15 protein-coding genes are annotated in these 14,912 nt (G+C 73.6%); 5 read left to right on the top strand and 10 right to left on the bottom strand.

The genetic code is table 11. The features are described 5' to 3' along the window. The first annotated feature begins 57 nt into the window (after positions 1 to 57). Together ACFYPH_RS03955 and ACFYPH_RS03950 are read left to right on the top strand one after the other, a co-directional pair. Positions 58 to 528, top strand: coding sequence for a YbaK/EbsC family protein (locus ACFYPH_RS03955; protein WP_354860779.1), 471 nt, complete (start codon positions 58 to 60; stop codon positions 526 to 528). Between the two features lie 76 nt (positions 529 to 604). Continuing rightward, on the top strand, positions 605 to 1,315 hold the full coding sequence (locus ACFYPH_RS03950; protein ID WP_387179355.1) for an RICIN domain-containing protein: 711 nt from the start codon (positions 605 to 607) through the stop codon (positions 1,313 to 1,315). A gap of 1 nt (position 1,316) precedes the next feature. Here the strand turns inward: ACFYPH_RS03950 and ACFYPH_RS03945 are convergent, their stop codons facing one another. After that, on the bottom strand, positions 1,317 to 2,621 hold the full coding sequence (locus tag ACFYPH_RS03945; protein ID WP_387178696.1) for an MFS transporter: 1,305 nt from the start codon (positions 2,619 to 2,621) through the stop codon (positions 1,317 to 1,319). Positions 2,622 to 2,692: 71 nt separating this feature from the next. On the opposite strand from ACFYPH_RS03945, the gene ACFYPH_RS03940 reads away from it, so the two are divergent. After that, positions 2,693 to 3,706 carry a DJ-1/PfpI family protein gene (locus ACFYPH_RS03940; RefSeq protein WP_363938782.1) on the top strand — a complete coding sequence of 338 codons (1,014 nt, stop codon included), beginning with the start codon at positions 2,693 to 2,695 and terminating at the stop codon, positions 3,704 to 3,706. A 233-nt stretch (positions 3,707 to 3,939) separates the two neighbouring features. Here the strand turns inward: ACFYPH_RS03940 and ACFYPH_RS03935 are convergent, their stop codons facing one another. The 8 genes from ACFYPH_RS03935 to ACFYPH_RS03900 form a co-directional block, all read right to left on the bottom strand. Then, positions 3,940 to 4,404, bottom strand: coding sequence for a hypothetical protein (locus tag ACFYPH_RS03935; RefSeq protein ID WP_387178692.1), 465 nt, complete (start codon positions 4,402 to 4,404; stop codon positions 3,940 to 3,942). Positions 4,405 to 4,432: 28 nt separating this feature from the next. Continuing rightward, positions 4,433 to 6,385: a VWA domain-containing protein gene (locus ACFYPH_RS03930; protein WP_387178689.1), complete on the bottom strand. Its 1,953-nt coding sequence runs from the start codon at positions 6,383 to 6,385 to the stop codon at positions 4,433 to 4,435. A 2-nt stretch (positions 6,386 to 6,387) separates the two neighbouring features. After that, positions 6,388 to 7,839 carry a sigma 54-interacting transcriptional regulator gene (locus ACFYPH_RS03925; protein ID WP_354860784.1) on the bottom strand — a complete coding sequence of 484 codons (1,452 nt, stop codon included), beginning with the start codon at positions 7,837 to 7,839 and terminating at the stop codon, positions 6,388 to 6,390. 66 nt (positions 7,840 to 7,905) lie between these two features. Next, positions 7,906 to 8,985 (bottom strand): hypothetical protein, encoded by a 1,080-nt coding sequence (locus tag ACFYPH_RS03920; protein WP_387178686.1) that lies wholly within the window; start codon positions 8,983 to 8,985, stop codon positions 7,906 to 7,908. A 76-nt stretch (positions 8,986 to 9,061) separates the two neighbouring features. Next, the gene (locus ACFYPH_RS03915) at positions 9,062 to 9,712 is read right to left on the bottom strand and encodes a response regulator transcription factor (RefSeq protein ID WP_266249167.1); all 651 of its coding nucleotides are present in this window, start codon (positions 9,710 to 9,712) and stop codon (positions 9,062 to 9,064) included. Then, positions 9,709 to 10,953, bottom strand: a complete 1,245-nt coding sequence (locus ACFYPH_RS03910) for a sensor histidine kinase (protein WP_387178682.1) — start codon at positions 10,951 to 10,953, stop codon at positions 9,709 to 9,711. Before ACFYPH_RS03910 ends, ACFYPH_RS03915 begins: the two co-directional genes overlap by 4 nt. 55 nt (positions 10,954 to 11,008) lie before the next feature. Next, entirely contained in the window at positions 11,009 to 11,515 is a 507-nt protein-coding gene (locus ACFYPH_RS03905) for a hemerythrin domain-containing protein (RefSeq protein ID WP_354860788.1), read from the bottom strand. Next, positions 11,512 to 12,492 carry an aldo/keto reductase gene (locus ACFYPH_RS03900; protein ID WP_387178679.1) on the bottom strand — a complete coding sequence of 327 codons (981 nt, stop codon included), beginning with the start codon at positions 12,490 to 12,492 and terminating at the stop codon, positions 11,512 to 11,514. The genes ACFYPH_RS03905 and ACFYPH_RS03900 overlap by 4 nt, the downstream gene beginning before the upstream one ends. 70 nt (positions 12,493 to 12,562) lie before the next feature. Between ACFYPH_RS03900 and mgrA the strand changes: the two genes are divergently transcribed. Further along, positions 12,563 to 13,558: an L-glyceraldehyde 3-phosphate reductase gene (gene mgrA, locus ACFYPH_RS03895; RefSeq protein ID WP_354860792.1), complete on the top strand. Its 996-nt coding sequence runs from the start codon at positions 12,563 to 12,565 to the stop codon at positions 13,556 to 13,558. A 28-nt stretch (positions 13,559 to 13,586) separates the two neighbouring features. Here the strand turns inward: mgrA and ACFYPH_RS03890 are convergent, their stop codons facing one another. Beyond that, positions 13,587 to 14,504, bottom strand: a complete 918-nt coding sequence (locus tag ACFYPH_RS03890; RefSeq protein ID WP_387178674.1) for a lytic polysaccharide monooxygenase — start codon at positions 14,502 to 14,504, stop codon at positions 13,587 to 13,589. A gap of 140 nt (positions 14,505 to 14,644) precedes the next feature. On the opposite strand from ACFYPH_RS03890, the gene ACFYPH_RS03885 reads away from it, so the two are divergent. Further along, complete coding sequence (locus tag ACFYPH_RS03885) at positions 14,645 to 14,767, top strand: 50S ribosomal protein L36 (RefSeq protein WP_030490864.1); 123 nt, start codon at positions 14,645 to 14,647, stop codon at positions 14,765 to 14,767. Positions 14,768 to 14,912 lie beyond the last annotated feature (145 nt).

The raw sequence follows: 14,912 nt of genomic DNA, 5'->3' as shown, positions 1-14,912 counted from the left end.
ATGTCGACGCCTGCTGTTTCCCGTCCGACGCCAGGTTCGACGGTTACCGTGGCGGGCATGCCGTCGCCCGCGATCGCCGCCCTGGACTCCGCCGGACTGCCATATCGGCTGGTCAGCCACGGTGCGGTCGGCAGCCTCGCGGAGGCCGCCGCGGCCCGGGGCGTGGCCGTCCCGGATGTGGTCAAGACCATCGTCGTCCGCCGGGGTGCCGACGATCACCTGTTCGTGCTCACCCCGGGCGACCGGGTCGTCTCCTGGCCCAAGCTGCGCGCCCTGCTCGGTGTGCAGCGCATCTCCATGCCGGACGCGGCGGGCGCCCTGGCCGCCACCGGGTACGAGCGCGGCACGATCACCCCGTTCGGCGCGAGCACCGCGTGGCCGGTGATCGCGGACGAGCGACTGCGCGGCCGGGAGATCACCCTCGGCGCGGGCGAGCGCGGTCTCGCCGTCGCGGTCGACGCCGACGCGGCCATCACCGCCCTCGGCGCGACTGTGGCCGACGTCACCGACCCGCAGCCCACCCGCTGATCGCACCGGGCTGGCTGCGGCCGGCCGGCGTGGCTGGGCTGGCCCCGGCCCGCCGTGGTGGGTGAGGATGGCCCGTATGTCCCTGCCCGAGGAACGCCCCGATCCCGCCGGCACCGTCTACGGCGGTCGGCGGAGAGCTCGTTCCGGGCCGCTGGCCGACCCGCTGCTGCGGGTGGCGTTGGCGGTCGGGCTGGTGGGCGTACTCCTCGGGTTGGTCTTCGCCACCGGCCTCCTCGACGGCGACGACGAAGCGGTGGTGCCCGCCGCGGTCACCGCGCCGTCCAGCGTGGCCGAGCCGACCATCCCGGCGGCCGAGCCGAGCCCGACCCCCTCGGTCGAGCCGTCGCCGACCCCGTCGGCCACCCCGGCCGTCCCGACCACCGGGCCCCGCGTGCTGCGGTCGCCCTCCGGGCTCTGCCTCGGGCTCGACGGTGACGGTGAGAAGGCGCAGGCCGAGTTGGCCGCCTGCACCGGCGGCCCGGAGCAGCAGTGGGTCGTCAACCCGATCGGAACGGACGCGGTGACGTTGACCAACGCCGCCCACGGGCAGTGCCTCGACGTCGAGGGCGGCAGCGGTGACGACGGGGCGACGGTGCAGCAGTTCCCCTGCCACGGTGAGGCCAACCAGCAGTGGCGGCTGAGCCCGACCGGCACCGGCCCGGTGCTGGTCGTCGCGGTACACAGCGGTAAGTGCGCGCAGGCCGACGACGACGGCGCCGAGGCCGGGGACGAGATCCGGCAGCGGCCCTGCGACGGCCGGCCCGCCCAGCAGTGGACGCTGGGCTGACTTAGCCCCGGAAGCTCCACGCACGGGGTGCGGTCGCGGCGACCAGGACGGCCTCCGGCACCGGCCGGCCCGGCCGTCGGCGCAGCAGCAACGACAGCCCGGCGGCGCCGATCGACAAGGCGCCGGCCACGTACCAGGCCAGCGCGTAGTCGCCGAGCCGGTCGCGGACCAGCCCCGCGCCGGTCGCCGCGATGGCCGCCCCGAACTGGTGCGCGGCGAACACCCAGCCGAACACCACCGCCCCGGCGCCGCCGAAGTACTCCCGGCACAGCGCGACCGTCGGCGGCACGGTGGCCACCCAGTCCAGGCCGTAGAAGACGATGAACACCAGGATGCTCGGCTCGGCCGTCCCCGCGAACAGGCTCGGCAACACCAGCAGCGACAACCCGCGCAGGGCGTAGTAGGCGCCGAGCAGCAACCGGCTGTCCACCCGGTCGGTGAGCCAGCCCGAGGCGATCGTGCCGACGATGTCGAAGAGCCCCACCAGCGCGAGCAGCCCGGCCGCCGTGGTCTCGGCCATGCCGTGGTCGTGCGCGGCCGGCACGAAGTGCGTACCGACGAGGCCGTTGGTGGTGGCGCCGCAGATCGCGAACCCGCCGGCCAGCAGCCAGAACGGCCGGGTCCGGGCCGCGGCGGCCAGCGCGCCCAGCGCCCGGGTCGCCGCGCCGCCGGTCGGCGGCGGCACCGCGACGACCTCGGTCGCGCCGTAGGCGGGCAGGTCGAGATCCGCCGGGTGTTCGCGCAGCAGCCACACCACCAGGGGTACGACCGCCAGGGCGGCTCCGGCCACGACGAGCGCCGCCGTGCGCCACCCGTGGTCGCGCACCAGCACGGCGATCAGCGGCAGGAAGATCAGTTGGCCGGCCGCCCCGCCCGCGGTCAGCACCCCGGTGACGAGGCCCCGTCGTCGGACGAACCAGCGCCCGGTGACGGTCGCCACGAACGCCAGCGCCATCGAGCCGGTGCCCAGGCCGACGAGGACGCCCCAGCACAGCAGCAACTGCCAGCTCGCGGTCATGAAGACCGTCAGGCCACTGCCGGCGGCGACCAGCAGCAGCGCCACCGAGACCACCCGGCGGATGCCGAACCGGTCCATCAGCGCGGCGGCGAACGGCGCGGTGAGCCCGTAGAGGAGCAGGTTGACCGAGACCGCCGCGGAGATGGTGGCGAGCGGCCACCCGAACTCCGCGTGCAACGGGTGCAGCAGCACCGACGGGGTGGCGCGGAAGCCGGCCGCGCCGACCAGAGCCACGAAGGCAACGGCGGCGACGAGCCAGGCGGGGTGCAGGCGACGGTTCTTGGTCACGCTGATCAGTCTGGGTGGCGTCCTCGCTGGCGACGAGTGGCCGGAAAGCCATCAGGCGCAATAATCGGGCCATGAGCACTGGCCCGCACCGGATCGCCGTCCTCGCCCTCGACCAGGTCGTCGGCCTCGATCTGGGCACCCCGTCCCAGGTCTTCAGCACCGCCCGGGGCGCGGACGACGAGTACCGCTACGACGTGCGGGTGTGCACCCCGGGTGGGCGGCCGGTCCGCAGCACCGCCGGCTTCCAGGTGCTCCCCGACCACGGGCTGGAACTGCTCGACACCGCCGACACGGTGATCGTCCCGGGCATCCACGACGGCGCCGCGCTGACCTCGGGCGGCATCGATCCGGAGGTGGCCGAGGCGCTGCGGTCGGCGTACGACCGGGGCGCGAGGATCATGTCGATCTGCACGGGGGCGTTCGTGCTGGCCGCGGCCGGCCTGCTCGACGGACGCCGCGCCACCACCCACTGGGCGTACGCCGAGCGGTTCCGCCGCCTGTACGACCGGGTGGATCTCGACCCGGACGTGCTCTTCATCGTCGACGACCGGGTGTTCACCTCGGCCGGAGTGGCCGCCGGCATCGACCTCTGCCTGCACGTCATCCGCCTCGACCATGGCAGCGAGGTCGCCAACCGGGCGGCCCGCCGCTGCGTGATGCCGCCATGGCGCGACGGTGGGCAGGCGCAGTACATCGAGCAGCCGGTGCCGAAGGCGACCGACACCAGCACGGCGGGCGCCCGGGAGTGGGCGCGGCAGCGACTGCACGAGCCGATCGCGCTGCGCGACCTGGCCGAGCAGGCGCGGATGAGCGTGCGCACCTTCACCCGACGCTTCCGCTCGGAGACCGGCCTGAGCCCGGCCCAGTGGCTGCTGCAACAGCGCACCGACCACGCGCGACTGCTGTTGGAGACGACCGACCTCTCCGTCGACCAGATCGCCCACCGCTGCGGCTTCGGCACGACGGCCGCGCTACGCCAGCAACTCCACCAACGCATCGGCGTGGCCCCGTCCACCTACCGCCGCACCTTCCACCCCCGCCCCGAGCTGGTCGACACGTCGCCCGCGGTCCGCACCCCGGTCTGATCGCCGCCGGCCCGGGCGCGGCGTCGGCTGCCGGCCGCTGTCGCCGCCGCTCTTCACCCAAAGACGACACGACGGTCCTGCGGGAGGCATCGCTGCGAGAAGCGATATACCTGTGAGTCATAGAAATGACTCACAGGTATACCGCTCAGCAGACCGACACCCCGGGGAACGCCACCAACAGCCGACCGCGGGCCGGGCCGGGCCGGGCCGACCGAGGCCGGGGCCGAGGCGGCTCAGGTGCGGAGCAGGTGCAGTTGGGCCTGGTGTTTGGGGAGGTGGACACGGGTGTGCAGGTCCAGGGTGCGGGACCAGGGCAGCGGCTCGTCGACGATGAGGTCGAAGCCCTCGCGGAGGTGCGTCTCGACCGGTGTCTCCGCTGCCAGGCCGAGTTGATCGACCAGCCCGCACAGCCGGTCGCTGGTGCCGTGCAGCAGCGCGGTCAGGCCACGCAGACCACCCTGCTCGGCGGCGAGCGAGTCGAGCTGCGGACGGTGGATGTCCTCTTCCATCTCGTAGTAGGCGAACGGCGACCCGGCCAGCAACGCCTCGGTGGCCTGGATCATCAGCTCGTCGTTGGCGACCAGATGCGCGACGATCTGCTCGGCGCTGAGCTGCCCCTCCGGAGCCGGACCGAACCCGCCAGCGTCGACCTCCGCGAACAGGGCGCCGTAAGCCCGCCGCAATCCCCCGCTCTCCATCCCCCCAGTCAACCCGCCCCACCGGGGGTTAGCGGCGGGATTGGCGGGAGCGGAGGTAGTCGCTGACCACGTACTCGCCCAGGTCGTCGGTGTCCGGGGTGAACATGCGGCCCCGGCTGCGCCGGGCCACCGCGTCGACGAAGCGGCGCAGACCCGGGTCGTCGCCGAGCATGAACAGGTTGAGGGTGGCGCCGTAACGGCTGAGCTTGTCCACCTCGCGGACGGTCGCCTCGATCGTCTCCGGCAGCGGCGGCCAGTGGAACAGCGCCTCACCGTCGTCCGGGTCCAGGTGGGCGGTCGGCTCCCCGTCGGTGACCACCAGGACCACCGGCTCGGCGTCCGGATGGCGGCGCAGGTGCCGAGCGGCCAGCCGCAGCGCGTGCTGAAGGTTCGTGCCCTGCTCCATGTCCGGCTCCACCGCCGCCAGCTCCTGCTGGGTGAGGGTCATCGCCTCCCGGCCGAAGCCCACGATCTGCAGGGCGTCCTGTGGGAAACGGGTCTCCATCAGGTGCGCCAACGCCAGCGCCGTCTGCTTCATCGGCCCCCAACGACCCTGCGAGATCATCGAGTACGACAGGTCGACGCAGAGCACCACCGCCGCAGACGCCCGCTTTTCGGTCTCCACCACCTCGAAGTCGTCCACCGCGAGCTGAAGCGGAACTGTCGGACCAGCCCGGCGGACCGCCCGGGTCAGCGTGCGGACCACGTCCAACGGCTGCTCGTCGCCGTACTCCCAGGGGCGGGACGCGCCGCTGACCTCGCCGGCGGCGCCCGCCGAGCGCAGGTCGTGGTGGCCGCGCGGCCCGGCGGTCAGCTCGGCGAAGACCCGCCGCAGCGCGGTCCCACCGAGGCGGCGCAACGCCTTCGGGCTCAGTGTGAGCCCGTCCGCGTCCCGGCTCACCCAGCCCTGCCGGCGCAGCTCCCGCTCCAGCTCACGCAACCGGCGGACGTCGTCGGCGGCGTCGCGGCCCAGCGTCCGGGCCACCGCGTCGACGTCCACGTCGTCCAGCGTGGCCCCGGGGTGTTCCTGGTCGAGCTGGTCCAGCAGGTCGTCCAGCTCGCCGATCTCACCCAGTGCCCCGGCCGCGTCGGCGTAGTCCAGCGGCTGCTCGCCCCGGACCCGCTCGCCACGCCCCCACCGCAGATCCGGTCGCAGCGCCCGCAGGTTCGCGTCGAGAGCGGACAGCTCCCCGGCGAGACGGTCGCCGAGTGACTGCTGCATCAGGCCGGCCAGCTCGGCGCGCTGCCGCTCGGAGAGCGAGTTCATCAGCTGCTCACCGGCCGCCGAGCGACGGGCCAGCACGTCGATCAGCTCGTCGACCGTCTCCGGCCGCTCCGGGAAGAAGTCACCGTGCCGGCGCATGAACTCGGCGAACGCGTCGGTGGTGTCCTCCGCGCGGCCGTGCCGGGCCAGCAGGTCGTTCAGGTCCCGCATCATCTCGGCGAGCCGCTGCTGCGCCGCCGGATCGGCGGACGCGCGCACCGCGTCGCGCAGCCCGGCGAACCGCTGACCGAGTACGTCGTCGCGGAGCTGGTCGAGGATCTGCTGGTACGAGCGGCGGGCGGCCTCGCTGGCCCACTGGTAGCCGGACAACTCCTCGACCGCCCGGGCGGTGGAGCGGGGCAGGTTGTCCAGCACCGACTCGGCGAACCGCGCGCCGTCGTCGTCGCGGCCCCGCAGCTCGTCGCGCTCGGCGGCGAGCGCCTGGTCGAGCAGCGCCTGGGCTCGGGTCACCGCGCCGTCGAGATCGCCACGGCGCAGCGCCTCGCGGCGCAGCCGTCGCGCTCGGGCGGCCAGGTCGTCGAGCCCGCCACGCCCCTGCGGGCCACGGCGCAGCAGGTCGCGCAGCGCCTCCCGCAGGCTGCCGCCGGCCAGCACCTCGGCGCCGACCGCGTCCACCGCCTCGCGCACGTCGTACGGGGGTGCGAGCGGGTCGGGCCCGCCGTTCCACTGCCCGTACCGGAACCGGTTGCCGGCCATGGTCAGCCCCGGCCGCCGTAGACGGTGCGACCCGAGTCGGTCACGTCCTTGCCGAGCCGGCGGGTCAGATGCAGCCCCTCCAGCACGAACTCGACGGCGGCGGCGGCCTCCTCCGGGGTGGGCGCGTCGCCCAGACCGAGCCGGTCCAGCACCTTGGCCAGGCCGGGCACGGTGCCCACCTGGCGCAGCAGCTCGGTGGAACCGACCAGCTCGCCGGTCTCGATCGCCGTCCCGTCCTCGACCAGGGCGGTGAACCCGGACAGGTCCAGGCCGGCCAGGTGGGCGCGGAACGTCTCGGCGGTGGCGGTCCGCAGCAGGTGGGCGAGGATCTCGATCTCCCGCCCCTCCTCGCCGCTCTCGAACTCCACCTTGCCGCGCAGCGTGCTGGTCACCGACACCGCGTCGCCGACCCGTGCCACCGCGGCTTCGGGCCGACCGTCCGGGTTGCCGGAGGCGGCGAGCAGGCCGGCGCGACGCAGCGCGGCACCGGCGACCGTCTCGGCGGCGGCGATCGCGAACCGGGCGGAGACGCCCGAGCGCGGGTCCACCGACGGGGACTCCCGCACCGCGCGGGCGAACCGGGCCAGCACCTCCAGCACGTGCTCCGGGACGGTGGCCACCAGGTCGGCCTCCTGGCGGATCAGCGCCAGCTCCAACTCCAGGTCGACCGGGTAGTGGGTACGGATCTCGGCGCCGAACCGGTCCTTGAGCGGGGTGATGATCCGGCCCCGGTTGGTGTAGTCCTCCGGGTTGGCGCTGGCCACCAGGAGCAGGTCCAGCGGCAGCCGCAGCTGGTAGCCGCGGACCTGGATGTCCCGCTCCTCCAGCACGTTGAGCAGCGCCACCTGGATCCGCTCGGCCAGGTCGGGCAGCTCGTTGACGGCGAAGATGCCCCGGTTGGTACGCGGCACCAACCCGAAGTGGATGGTCTCCGGATCACCGAGGGTGCGTCCCTGGGCGATCCGGATCGGGTCGACGTCACCGATCAGGTCGCCGACGCTGGTGTCGGGGGTGGCGAGTTTCTCGCCGTAGCGCATCGAGCGGTGCAGCCAGCCGATCGGCAACTCGTCGCCGGCCTCGGCGACCTGGGCGACCGACGCGGGGGTGAGCGGGTGCATCGGGTGCTCGTTGAGCACCGAGCCGGGAATCACGGGGGTCCACTCGTCGAGCAGCCCGCCCAGCGCGCGGATCAGTCGGGTCTTGCCCTGGCCGCGCTCACCGAGCAGCACCATGTCGTGCCCGGCGAGCAGAGCCCGCTCGACCTCGGGCAGGACGCTGTCGTCGTAGCCGACGATGCCGGGGAAACGGGTCTCGCCGGAGCGCATCCGGGAGAGAAGGTTGTCGCGGAGTTCCTGCTTGACGGTGCGGTACTGGTGACCGGCCGCGCGCAGCGCGCCGAGCGTGCCGGGCAGGTCGGCCGGTGGAACCGGGATTACCGGGGTAGGCGCAGTCACCCGAGTAACGCTAGCTCACATTCGCGGGGGCACCCCGGGCATCGAGGGGCACCCCCGCTGCCACCGTCAGCCCCGGCCGCAGCGCCCGCAGGCCCCCCGGCGGCGCAGGTGGTACGCGTAGGTCGCCGCGGCGAGCGCCACGCCCCACAGCGGCCAGAGCAGCATCGGCGCCCCGGTCAGGCTGACGCCGCCGCCGGTGAGTTCCCAGAACCTGGGGTTGCTGAGCAGCCCCAGGCTGGCCGCGGTCACCGCGATGGCGACCAGGGTGGCCGGCACCACGGCCAGCAGCACCGGCACCCGGCGACCGGCGAGCCCGACCATCCAGCGCGGGAACCGCTCGCCCCAGCGCTGCACCAGCCCGAGGGTGAGGATCGCGCCGACGGTGGCGAACGCGCCCAGCCCGAACCCGGCCCAGACCAGCCCGCTGTCCTGCATCTCGGTCAGGAACTCGCGGGAGATGCCGAGCGGGATGCCGGCCGCCCAGGCGAACCGGGTCGACGCGTACGTCAGGGGAATCGCCGCCGCGATGCCGGCGGCCCACCGACCCCAGCGCGCGGCGGCGGCCGGGGTGGTCCACCCCCGGTCGGTGTCGTCCCGCCCGCAGCCGACGCAGGCCCCGGCGGTGCGGCGCTGCCAGACGAGCACCGTCCCGGCCAGCAGCAGCCCGCCGGCCAGCGCGGCGAACCGGCCGAACAGCGCCCAGTTGAAGACGTCGGAGTACTCGACCGGCGGCCAGCCGAACGGCGCACCGACGATCAGGATCGGCAGGTAGCCGAGGACGATCAGCACCCGCGCGTCCGGGACGACCACGGCGAGTCCGAACGCCACCGCCCAGCCGTAGCCGGCCAGCAGCGCCCGCAGCGGACCGGGCGGGCGGACCGCCGGGCGGCTCATGGCCAGGGCGGCCACCGCGGCGGTGAGCAGGACGCCGGCGAAGAGCGGGGTGGCCAGGTCCACCGGCACCAGGCGCAGCAGGTTGACGTCGCCGCCGTGCGTGTCGTTCGTGCCGAACGGATAGCCGGCGCCGGTGAGTGTGCCAACCAGGGCGAGTACGCCCCACAGGCCGAGCCAACCGGCGGCCAGTGGGGCGAGCCGGTCCGGCCAGCGGGAGTCGGAACGGGGTCGGGATGCAGTGATCGTCGTCATGCTCCCAGCCTCGACCGACAGCCGGTCGAATCCCTCCCGGCCGGCGGTGAACCCGCTCCCCCGGGTGGGGGACCGGTCAGCCGGACGGGGTGACGAAGCCGGACTCGTAGGCGGCGATCACGGCCTGCGTGCGGTCCCGGACACCCAGCTTGGCCAGCACGTTGCCGACGTGCGTCTTGACCGTCTCCACCCCGACCACCAGGTGCGCGGCGATCTCCGGGTTGGACCGGCCGGTGGTCATCAGCCGCAGCACCTCGGCCTCCCGCTCGGTGAGCCGGGCGGCACGCAGTCGGTCGCCACCCGCCGGCCCGTACGCCCCGACAAGCTGGCGGATCGCGGCCGGGAAGAGCAGCGACTCGCCTGCCGCGACGACCCGGACCGCCTCGACCACCTCCGCCGGCCGGGCCCGTTTGAGCAGGAAGCCGGAGGCGCCGGCGCGCAGCGCCTCGTAGACGTACTCGTCGTTGGCGAACGTGGTGACCACCAGCACCCGGGGCGGGTCGGCGGAGGTGGCCAGCAGGTGCCGGGTGGCCTGAATGCCGTCGATGCCGGGCATCCGCACGTCCATCAGCACCACGTCCGGGCGGTGCCGGGCGACCAGGGGCGGCACCTCGGCGCCGTCGGCGGCCTCGGCGAGCACCCGCAGATCGGGTTGGGCGTCGATGATGGCCCGCAGCCCGACCCGGATCAACTCGTCGTCGTCGACGATCAGCACACCGGTGGTCATCGCGCATCCTCGTAGGGCAGGCGGGCCCGGATCAGCCAGCGGTCGCCGTCCGGCCCCACGGTGAGTCGGCCGCCGAGCAGCAGCACCCGTTCCCGCATGCCGTCCAGACCCCGACCGGACCGCCCCGTGTCGGCCCGGTCGGGGCGGCTCATCGTGTTGACCAGTTCCAGCTCCAGCGCGTCCGGCCGCAGGTCCAGGCGCAGTGTCACCGGCCCGTGGCCGTAGCGGGCGGCGTTGGTCAGTCCCTCCTGGACGATCCGGTAGCCCTCCCGGGAGACGATCGCTGGCAGTCGTGCCGGGTCGCCGACGCGCTGCGCGTGCACGGTCAGCCCGGCCGCGCGGGTGTCGGCGACCAGCCGGTCCAGGTCGGCGAGGGTACGTTGCGGCGCCGCCGAGGGGCGGTCGCCGCCGGTCTCGCGGAGCAGCCCGAGCACGTGGTCCAGCTCGTCCATCGCGGTCCGCCCGGCCTCCTCGATGGCGGTGAGCGCCCGCCGGACGAACTCCGGATCGCTGTCGAGCACCTCGCGGGCCGCGCCGGCCTGGAGGGTGGCCACGGTCAGCGCGTGACCGACCGAGTCGTGCAGTTCCCGGGCCAGCCGGTTGCGTTCGGCCAGTCGGGTGGCCCGCGCCTCCAGCGCGGCGATCCGCTCGGCCTGCGCGGGGCCGAGCAGCACCGGCGCCATCGAGACGGCGAGCGCGCCGAGCCCCGCGACGGCGTAGCCGAGGCCGACCAGCAGGGCCACCCCGGTCAGCGTCAGCCAGCCGCTGTCCCGTCCGTCCAGCGGACCGAACCGCTCCTGGCTGGTCAGCTCGGCGCCCACACCGAACTGCTGGGCGATGAACGCCAGCGCCATCGGCAGGGCACCGAACAGCGCGATCATCACCAGAGCGCCGATGATGAGGTGCGTGGCGATCCAGAGCGCGCTGCGCAGGCGGCTCTCCCGGTCGCCGCGGCGCCCCGGCGCGGGGTCGGGCAGGTCGACGCCGAGCAGCGCCCGTGCGGCGGCGATCTCCAGAGCCCGGCTGCCGTCCAGCAGCAGCGGCACCACGGCGATCAGCGCCGCGATCAGCAGGAGGGCGTAGACCAGTGGGCGGGGGATCGTCGAGTCGGTGAGCAGTTGCGCGAAGGTCACCGCGAGGACCCCGTACGGCAGCGCCAGCACACCACCGAGCAGCAGGAACACGCCGCGTCGCCAGGTGCTGCCGGCCACCAGCGGGGCCAGTGCCGCGCGGAAGGTCATGCGGTCATTCTGCTGCCGTCACCCCGAGGTGCGACTCCCCCGCACCGGGGAGATCTCAGCGGTGGTCGGCGACGTACCCCTGGGGGTCCTTGTCGCGGAACCGCAGGTCGCGGCCGTTCTTGTGCTCGCCGTAGAACATCAGCCAACGCTGGCCCAGCTCGGCGCGCAGTTCGAAGCTGGCGTGCCGGCGGAAGTCGGGCAGCGCCTCGTCCTCCTCCTCGGCGAGGTGTTCGCTGTTCTCCCGGCGGGCCGTGCCGACGGCCTCCCACCAGGGCTTCGAGCCGACCGGGTGCAGCTTGGACTCGGCGATGGCGTCCCGGATCTTGTTGTGGTCGCCGATCGCGTCGGCGGTCTCGTCCTCGCCGTCGTCACCGTGCTTGACCAGGTGCGGGTAGAGGATCGCCTCCTCCGCCTCGGCGTGGATGTCCAGGTGCAGGGCGAGTGCCTCCCAGATGGCCAGCAACTCCTGCTCGTCGCGGGCGTCGTCGAGGCGGGCGAAGCCGCGCCGGAAGGAGGCGTGGTCGTCCAGGATCAGTGCGGTGATGTCGTCCACTGTGCTCATTTCTCCGTCGGGCCGGCGATCCGGTTACGCAGCATCCGGGGCAGCGCGGCGAGCCCGGTGACCGGGCGGAACCGCTTGGCGGCCTCGGCCAGCGCCGCGTACTCGTCGTCGGTGAGGTCGAGGTCGGCCGCCGCGGCGTTGCGTTCCATCTGCTCCACGCTCGACGCGCCGGGAATGGCAAGCACGTTCGGGTGACGCAGGAGGTACGCCAGCGCGATCTGGCTGGGGGTGGCGTCGTGTGCCTCGGCGACCTGGCGCAGCGTGTCGATCAGGACGGCGCCCCGCTCCAGGTTCTCCGGCAGGAAGTACGGGTTGGCGCGGCGGACCGCGCCGGTCGGCGGATTCTTCGCGTCGTACCGGCCGGACAGGAAGCCCTGCGCCAGCGGGCTGTACGCGATGACGACCCGGCCGGTCTGCCGCGCGTACGGCAGCAGGTCCTGCTCGGGCGCGCGGTCCAGCATGCTGTAGCGGACCTGGTTGCTGAGCACCCGCCGGCCGAGTGCGGCCTCGGCGACCTGCCAGCGGCGCAGCCCGTAGTTGCTCACCCCCACCTCACCGACCAGCCCGACGTCCTGCAGGGCCCGCATGCCGCGCATGGTGGTGTGGTCGGCGACCAGCGGGTTGGGCTGGTGCACCTGGTAGAGGTCGATGCTGGTGACGCCGAGGCGGGCCGCCGAGGCGACCGCCCGCTGCTGCACCACCGCGGCCACCGGCAGCACGGGAAAGATCTTGCTGGCGACCATGACTGTGGGCCGGTCGTCGCCGAGCGCCGCGCCGAGGATCCGCTCGCTGCGCCCGAACCCGTAGATCTCCGCGGTGTCGAAGACGGTCACGCCCAGCTCGACGGCCCGCCGGACGATCTGGGCGGCCCGCTGCTCGAAGTCGGGGCCGTAGCCCCACTCGCGGGAGCCGAACTGCCAGGTGCCGAGGCCGATCTTGGAGAGCGGTTTCGGGGTGTCGAGGGCGATGAACCGCATGGCCTCGAAACTACCCCGTTGTCCTGGTTTCCACGCCCGATCCCCGGCACCACCGGCCGGAGCTACGCTCATGATCGTGACCTACCTCGCCGCGGATGACCGCTACGACACCATGACCTACCGGCGCAGCGGACGCAGTGGCCTGCGGCTGCCCGTCGTCTCTCTCGGGCTCTGGCACAACTTCGGCCCGGACCGCCCGTTCGACCGCCAGCGCGACATCGTGCGACGCGCCTTCGACCTGGGCGTCACCCACTTCGACCTGGCCAACAACTACGGCCCGCCGCCCGGTTCGGCCGAGGAGAACTTCGGCCGGCTGCTCGCCACGGACCTCAAGCCGTACCGGGACGAGCTGGTCATCTCCAGCAAGGCCGGCTACCTGATGTGGCCCGGCCCGTACGGCGAGTGGGGCTCGCGCAAGAACCTGATCTCGTCGCTGGATCAGTCGCTGGGCCGGATGGGCCTGGACTACGTCGACATCTTCTACTCGCACCGCTTCGACCCGGACACCCCCCTCGAAGAGACGATGGGTGCGTTGGACGCGATCGTCCGCTCCGGCAAGGCGCTCTACGTGGGCGTCTCGAACTACAACTCGGAGCAGACCGCGCGGGCCGCCGCGATCCTGCGCGAGCTGGGCACGCCGCTGCTGATCAACCAGCCGTCGTACTCGATGCTCAACCGCTGGACCGAGGCCGACCGCCTGCTCGACACGCTGGAGCAGGTCGGGGCCGGCTGCATCGCGTACAGCCCCCTCGCTCAGGGTCTGCTGACCGACCGCTACCTGGGTGGCATCCCGGCCGACTCGCGGGTGCGCACCAGCGTCTTCCTCAACGAGAGCGACCTCAGCGACGAGAAGATGGCCACCATCCGAGGGCTCGGCACGGTCGCCGAGCGGCGCGGCCAGTCCCTCGCGCAGCTCGCGCTGGCCTGGGCGCTGCGCGACCCACGGATGACCAGCCTCATCATCGGTGCGAGCAGCGTCGAGCAGTTGGAGACCAACATCGCCGCCGTGAACAACCTCGACTTCACCGCCGAGGAGCTGGCCGAGATCGACCGGCTGTTGAGCTGAGCGCCGTCGGGTCGAGCGGCGGGCCGGATCACCAGATCCGGCGCCGCCCGGCCCGATGGTTGCGGACCTCGCACTGCCGTCCCACCGGTGCCGCCGCGCCGCGTCGTCGCCGGCCCACGCCGACCAGCGCCAGGACCAGCACGACGGCCGCACCGGCCAGCACCGGCCACCGCCCGCCGAGGTCGGTCACCGACGCCACCGGCACGCCCGGGTCGGCCGCCACCGCCGCCGGGTCGGTGGCGGCCGGCTGGCTCGCGGCGGTACGCGGAGCAGCCGGGGCCGCCTTCGTCGCACTCTTCGTCGCACTCTTCGTCGCGCCGCTTCGCGCCGTGCGGAACACGACATCCGAGCAGGAGTAGTAGGTGTCCGGGGTGTTCGAGTTCTGCCAGATCGTGTAGATCAGGTGCCGGCCGCTGCGGTCCGCCGGCAGCCGGCCCGCCAGCTGGTACGCCCCGCCCCGCACCGGCGGGTCGGTCCGGGTCAGAAACGGACGCGACTCCAAATCCGACCAGGTCAGCGGCTTGCGGGGGTCGTAGTCGGGCTTGGTGACGTAGAGCCGGAAGGTGCCCCGGTGCTCGATCGTCGTCCGGTATCGGAAGGTGAACGTCGCGCCCGTGGTCAACTCGGTGCTCGGCCAGTCGGTGCGGGGCAGGTCCAGTCCCCGGTACGCGGACAGCCCACCGCTGCACAACTCACCGTCCGGGATCCGTTCCCGGTCCCGACCGTTGATGGCCGCGACGCGTACGTTGTCCCATTCCCGTACCGCCGCGCCCGCCGCCACCGCCGCCCGACAGGCCGCACTGGCGGCGTGCCGGCCCTCGGGCCCACAGGCCGCCGCCCGGCTGATCGGGTCGGTGGGGGCGCCGTGCGCCCAGGCGGGCGCCGCGCCCAGCGGTGCGGCCGCCACCGCGACCAGCACAGCGGCGAGCACTCGACGCACGCTCATGGCTTGACCTCCCGCGCAGTGGTACGGACGCGGGACGCCAAAGGTTCGACCGCCCGGGGCCCGGGAATCGCCCGGCGGGCCTCGGCGTTTCGATAGGCGGTACGGATTTCAGGCCAGACCCCCAGGCCGAGGAGGCAGACATGAAGGTACGTAGCTCGTTGCGTGCGCTGAAGCAGAAGCCGGGTTCGGTGGTGGTCCGTCGTCGCGGCCGGGTGGTCGTGGTGAACCGCGCGAACCCGCAGTGGAAGAGCCGTCAGGGCTGATAACAGACCTATCGGATATACGCCGCCGGGGGGGGGGGGGGGGCCCGGGCCCCCCCCCCCCCCCCCCGGGGTTAATTTGAGGGGGGCCCCCGGGGACCCGGCCCCCGGGGGGGGTTTGCCGGGCGGGGGGGGGGGGTACCCCCCC

This window comes from Micromonospora sp. NPDC005252, assembly GCF_042872475.1.
In the GTDB taxonomy this organism is placed as follows: Bacteria; Actinomycetota; Actinomycetes; order Mycobacteriales; family Micromonosporaceae; genus Micromonospora.
Note: the sequence above shows the minus strand (reverse complement) of the source record. Positions and strands in the feature narration are given on the sequence as shown.

Bases quoted from the DNA above. Each gene is read 5' to 3' on its own strand.
- ACFYPH_RS03955 (WP_354860779.1), top strand. From the start codon at position 58: ATGCCGTCGCCCGCGATCGCCGCCCTGGACTCCGCCGGACTGCCATAT.
- ACFYPH_RS03950 (WP_387179355.1), top strand. From the start codon at position 605: ATGTCCCTGCCCGAGGAACGCCCCGATCCCGCCGGCACCGTCTACGGC.
- ACFYPH_RS03940 (WP_363938782.1), top strand. From the start codon at position 2,693: ATGAGCACTGGCCCGCACCGGATCGCCGTCCTCGCCCTCGACCAGGTC.
- ACFYPH_RS03935 (WP_387178692.1), bottom strand. From the start codon at position 4,404: ATGGAGAGCGGGGGATTGCGGCGGGCTTACGGCGCCCTGTTCGCGGAG.
- ACFYPH_RS03930 (WP_387178689.1), bottom strand. From the start codon at position 6,385: ATGGCCGGCAACCGGTTCCGGTACGGGCAGTGGAACGGCGGGCCCGAC.
- ACFYPH_RS03920 (WP_387178686.1), bottom strand. From the start codon at position 8,985: ATGACGACGATCACTGCATCCCGACCCCGTTCCGACTCCCGCTGGCCG.
- ACFYPH_RS03915 (WP_266249167.1), bottom strand. From the start codon at position 9,712: ATGACCACCGGTGTGCTGATCGTCGACGACGACGAGTTGATCCGGGTC.
- ACFYPH_RS03910 (WP_387178682.1), bottom strand. From the start codon at position 10,953: ATGACCTTCCGCGCGGCACTGGCCCCGCTGGTGGCCGGCAGCACCTGG.
- ACFYPH_RS03905 (WP_354860788.1), bottom strand. From the start codon at position 11,515: ATGAGCACAGTGGACGACATCACCGCACTGATCCTGGACGACCACGCC.
- ACFYPH_RS03900 (WP_387178679.1), bottom strand. From the start codon at position 12,492: ATGCGGTTCATCGCCCTCGACACCCCGAAACCGCTCTCCAAGATCGGC.
- mgrA (WP_354860792.1), top strand. From the start codon at position 12,563: ATGATCGTGACCTACCTCGCCGCGGATGACCGCTACGACACCATGACC.
- ACFYPH_RS03890 (WP_387178674.1), bottom strand. From the start codon at position 14,504: ATGAGCGTGCGTCGAGTGCTCGCCGCTGTGCTGGTCGCGGTGGCGGCC.
- ACFYPH_RS03885 (WP_030490864.1), top strand. From the start codon at position 14,645: ATGAAGGTACGTAGCTCGTTGCGTGCGCTGAAGCAGAAGCCGGGTTCG.